Origin of the sequence: Pseudomonas sp. JV245A, from assembly GCF_032424515.1 — a bacterium.
GTDB lineage: Bacteria > Pseudomonadota > Gammaproteobacteria > Pseudomonadales > Pseudomonadaceae > Aquipseudomonas > Aquipseudomonas protegens.
In genome coordinates this window covers 1-4,393 of sequence record NZ_VYKE01000256.1, presented here as the reverse complement: position 1 = coordinate 4,393, position 4,393 = coordinate 1, and the positions used below count along the sequence as shown (strand labels likewise).

The window sequence follows — 4,393 nt, the reverse complement described above, 5'->3', positions numbered from 1 at the left end:
ACCCGGCAGGGACGCCCCCTCCCACGCACAGCTGCCATTGCACAAGTGAAATGCGGCGCTGTTGCGCCTGTATCAGAACGAGTTACCAAGCCCGGTCGCTGAATGTGCTGCGACGCTCAAAGGCTAGTCCGGGTTCGACACACAGCAACGACGAAGGCGTCGCAGTTTATGTCCAGGCCAAGAGAGTTTAGGAATGTTCAGGATGGCGGCACGCCGAGGAGGCGGGGTAGCAGTAATGATCATGAGAAGCGTCGTATTTATCCATTCAACGGTCTTCCATGCTTGGCCAGGATTTTTTCCAACGAGGCTTTTTCGTCGAAGACCGGTATATCTATGCCTTCCAGTCTTGAACTGCTGACAAAGTTTTTAAGCTTGTTCTTTTCGAAACGCTCATAAGGATCAAACGCTGGACGAACAGCGCATTTCGACAACAGGGACAAAGCGCCTCTAAGTTCTGCAACATTCCTGGCGCACATCCTGAAGCCGATTCTTTTTGAAACTTCATTGCGCACAACCGGATAGGGCAACGCATCACTGAGTACACGTGCGCATTCACGCCCCTCTTCTGCCTGGGCACTCAGGCGCTTTAACTTCAAAGATAAGGAGCTCCAGCCATTTGCCCCTAACTTCAAATGAAGCTGAGTTTCGACAAAGCGTTTGACCTCAAGAAACGTCCCCAGCTTCTTCAGATCGCTGATCTGTGCAGTTTGCAAAATCTGCTGCAGTGATACGTCCATCATCGCCCCATGATTGATGCCAAAGCCCGGAGATTATACACCTCATAGATCGCCACCACGGGCACGTCTCGTCCTTGGCACCAGCACGCTTCACAGTCGAAAGCGGAGCCCACCCCTTCAGCTAGCATTCGCCTCGTTCGATGTTTGCAGCCCTGAGAGCCTGAGCATTTTCCAGTCCCGGTAAAGGTGTTCCAGAAATGGATAGATGACCCCGAAGCATGCCAGCCACCTGCTCGGGCGGGCACCAGAGTGGACCACATGATGTCCACTATCGGCATAAATCCGCTTTAACAGACCTTCTGTTGTCCCTAACGCCCCCATCAAAACCTGGCCTGTGGATAACGTCACAACAGCCACCCTCCATCGCCAACCCCACCTACGCTTAGGTAGGATGTCCCCTCCTTTTCCCCGAGGCTCGCGTCATGTTCATCGGCGTTCTGCTGGTCATCACCTGGCTGATCCTGCTTCTGCGCTACCCCGCCAAAGCCCTTCCCGTGTCCCTGGCTGCCGCGTTCGGCCTGGCCCTGGTGGCCTGCTGGGTGGTCTGGCTGGACAACCGCGAAGCCCAGCAACTGGCGCGCCTGGAGCTGCGCCTGAGCTACGCGCCGGAGCACTGCCCCGCCGACCGTCCATTGCAGGTCAAGCTGAACAACGGCAACAAGGTGCCCCTGGTGGAGTTGCGCTGGCGGGTCGCCGCCTATGCGCCGGGGGATACGGTCAACCTCGCCGACAACCAGTACAGCGCCCCGCGCTACCGTGGCCCCGGCGAGTTGCAGGCCGGCGCCAACTGGCAGGACTGCCTGCCCCTGCCGCCGCTGCGCCCCGGCTATCGCCCGCAAACCCTGGAGTTTCGCGCCGAGCGTTTACAGGGTAGTTTCTCCGACTGATTCACCCCCTCCCTCACCCAGCACAAGGACCGCGCCATGCCCGTAGCGTTGATCACCGGTTGTTCCAGCGGCATCGGCCGCGCCCTGGCGGACACCTTCAAGGGCGCCGGTTTCACCGTGCTCGCCACCGCCCGCAAGGCCGAGGACGTCTCTGCCCTGCAAGCGGCCGGTTTCAAGGCCGTGCAACTGGACGTCAATGACGGCCCGGCCCTGGGCGCCCTGGGCGAGGAGATCAACCAGCAGTACGGCGGCCTGGATGTGCTGATCAACAACGCCGGCTACGGCGCCATGGGCCCGCTGCTCGATGGCGGCGTGGAAGCGATGCAACGCCAGTTCGAAACCAATGTGTTCTCGGTGGTCGGGGTGACTCGGGCGATGTTCCCGGTGCTGCGCCGCAGCCGCGGCCTGGTGGTGAACATCGGCAGTGTGTCCGGGGTGCTGGTGACGCCTTTTGCCGGTGCCTACTGCGCCTCAAAAGCCGCAGTGCACGCCTTGAGCGATGCCCTGCGCATGGAACTGTCGCCGTTCGGCATCCGCGTCATGGAAGTGCAGCCCGGGGCCATTGCTTCGAGCTTCGCCAAGAATGCCGGGCATGAAGCCGAACAGCTGCTCAACGAACAATCGCCCTGGTGGCCGCTGCGCGAGGGCATCCGCTCCCGGGCCAAGGCCTCCCAGGACAAGCCGACCCCGGCCAGCGAATTCGCCGCCGGCTTGCTCAAGGCGGTGCAGCAGGACAATCCGCCACGCCTGGTACGGCTGGGCAATGGCAGCCGCGCCCTGCCGCTGCTGGCCAACCTGCTGCCCAAGGGTCTGCTGGAGAAGGGACTGATGAAGCGCTTCGGCCTGAGCGCCAGGCTCTGACCCCTACGCACGCAAGCCATCTAGGGTGTACCGCGTGCCTCCCGTAGGAGCCGGCTTGCCGGCGAAGAGGCCCGCGAGCCGAGTGCAAATCTTGCGACCACCTTCGCTGGCAAGCCAGCTCCTACCGCGGTGGCGCAGTGCGCCTTTGTTCATTCGCCAATCAAGGATCTGCCCCATTGAAATATCGTAGTGCGCTGACGTTGACCCTGTTCGCCTTGCTGCTGGGCTGCCATGCCTCGTCACCGGACGAAAAACTCAATGCCACCCTGCCGGAGCTGAGCCTGGAACAGATCCTGCCCAAGGTCGAGGCCAACCCGTACTGCTCGCCGGAGATGGACAGCGAACGGCTGGTCGGCCTCGGCATCCGCCTGATGAATGAGGACGAGGTGCTGCATGGCGCAAGCCGTACCTTGCTGGCGAGCAAGGCCATACAAATGGCCCGCGGCTGCCTGATCATGGCCGCCCCCCGCGATACCATGAGCCTGTGCATCCTGGGCGGGATTGTCGGCTCCAGGCAGAAGGACTATGACAAAAGCGAAGCCTTCAACTACATCGCCTACGCCGCCCAGCACAATGAATCCTGCGCGGAAGCGGGCCTGTACGACATCTACAACCTTGGCAAGCTGGACCAGCCGGCGAACAAGGCATTGGCCATGGCCTGGCTGGAACGCGCCGCTCGGCACGGCGACGAGGACTCGCAACAGGAGATGCTGCGCAGCAGCGAACAGGACAATTTCCCGCTGGCCTACGCCTGGGCCCGAACCCTCGATGACGCCCAAAGGCTCGAAGCGCTGAAACGCAAGATGAGCCCTCAGCAGATGGCCGAAGGCGAGCAGCACTACACCCGGCTGCTCAGCCAGCTCCCCTCCAAACAGGATCTTGAGCAGGCGCTGCGCCAGAACGTCATCCTCCTGGGCACAGGGGATATCTATTACGACTACCCGGAGGTGTTCGCGGGCATGTCGCCTGAGCAACAGCATGCTTTCGTCGCCCAATTGGTGGACATGCAGGACCGCTACCCGAAGTTCCACACCCGCGGCCAGCTGGTGGCCTACGCCTTGATTTCCCGCCTGGTGCAAAGCACCGGGCCGGCCGCGGACCTGTGGCAAGACCCGGCGCTGCAGGCCGTGCTGGAGGACGATGACCTGAGCGTGGAAGACAGCGTGGCCAAGGCCAAAATCCTCCTGGCCAAGCGCACGCCATAACTGGAGCGGCAGGCGCTACTGCTTTTGCAGCCGCAGCCAGACAGCTGCTGCGGTTTCGGTTGTGCGCCCTCTCAAACCCAGTAGAATCCGCGGTCTTGAGCGCCCGCGCTCAAGCAGCATGGAATCGCTGGCGCCGACACCCAAGCACGGAACTGCTCACGCTCCCCTCCTTTGCCGTCCCTGCCTGATTTCATGCGCGTCTTTTTTCATTCGCCGATCAGGGAATATCCATTGAAATTGTTCAACGCGCTGCCACTGGCATTGGCTGTCTTGCTGGCGGCTTGCGCCTCCACGCCTGCGCAAAACACCGAACCGAAACGCCCCGAACTCAATGACACCCTGCCCAAGCTGACGCTGGACAGCGTCTTGCCCAAGGTCAGCGCCAACGAGTACTGCAACCCGGCCATGGACGCGGATGTGCTGTACGGCGCCGGTTACAAGCTGAACGAGATCGAGGACTACAAGAACGCCAAGAGCTGCTTCGCCATGGCCGCGCCGCACTACACCCGGGCCTTCTGCTATCTGTCCACCACCACCGATCAGGAAACGGACAAGCCCAAGGCTGAGCGCGACCGCGAGTCCTTCAACTACATCGCCTACTCGGCGTCACAGAACGATTGGTGCGCCGAGTACGGCATGTACGCCACCTACTGGTTCGGCGACAAGGACATTCCCAAGGACCGGGACCTGGCCCTGCGCTGGC

At 61.6% G+C, this 4,393-nt stretch carries 4 protein-coding genes and 1 pseudogene; 4 read left to right on the top strand and 1 reads right to left on the bottom strand.

The genetic code is table 11. From position 1 onward, the window contains the following. Positions 1 to 257: 257 nt before the first annotated feature. A complete protein-coding gene (locus tag F6S12_RS30035) occupies positions 258 to 737 on the bottom strand; it encodes a YhfG family protein (RefSeq protein WP_315869709.1) in 480 nt (159 codons plus the stop codon). A gap of 422 nt (positions 738 to 1,159) precedes the next feature. On the opposite strand from F6S12_RS30035, the gene F6S12_RS30030 reads away from it, so the two are divergent. The 4 genes and pseudogenes from F6S12_RS30030 to F6S12_RS30015 all read left to right on the top strand — a co-directional run. Further along, positions 1,160 to 1,624 carry a hypothetical protein gene (locus F6S12_RS30030; RefSeq protein WP_015634229.1) on the top strand — a complete coding sequence of 155 codons (465 nt, stop codon included), beginning with the start codon at positions 1,160 to 1,162 and terminating at the stop codon, positions 1,622 to 1,624. Between the two features lie 36 nt (positions 1,625 to 1,660). Continuing rightward, positions 1,661 to 2,485, top strand: coding sequence for an SDR family oxidoreductase (locus tag F6S12_RS30025; protein ID WP_015634228.1), 825 nt, complete (start codon positions 1,661 to 1,663; stop codon positions 2,483 to 2,485). 176 nt (positions 2,486 to 2,661) lie between these two features. After that, the gene (locus tag F6S12_RS30020; protein WP_315869708.1) at positions 2,662 to 3,690 is read left to right on the top strand and encodes a sel1 repeat family protein; all 1,029 of its coding nucleotides are present in this window, start codon (positions 2,662 to 2,664) and stop codon (positions 3,688 to 3,690) included. Between the two features lie 231 nt (positions 3,691 to 3,921). Next, positions 3,922 to 4,393 (top strand): annotated as a pseudogene (locus F6S12_RS30015) (sel1 repeat family protein); the annotation flags it as partial.

Bases quoted from the DNA above. Each gene is read 5' to 3' on its own strand.
- F6S12_RS30035 (WP_315869709.1), bottom strand. From the start codon at position 737: ATGGACGTATCACTGCAGCAGATTTTGCAAACTGCACAGATCAGCGAT.
- F6S12_RS30030 (WP_015634229.1), top strand. From the start codon at position 1,160: ATGTTCATCGGCGTTCTGCTGGTCATCACCTGGCTGATCCTGCTTCTG.
- F6S12_RS30025 (WP_015634228.1), top strand. From the start codon at position 1,661: ATGCCCGTAGCGTTGATCACCGGTTGTTCCAGCGGCATCGGCCGCGCC.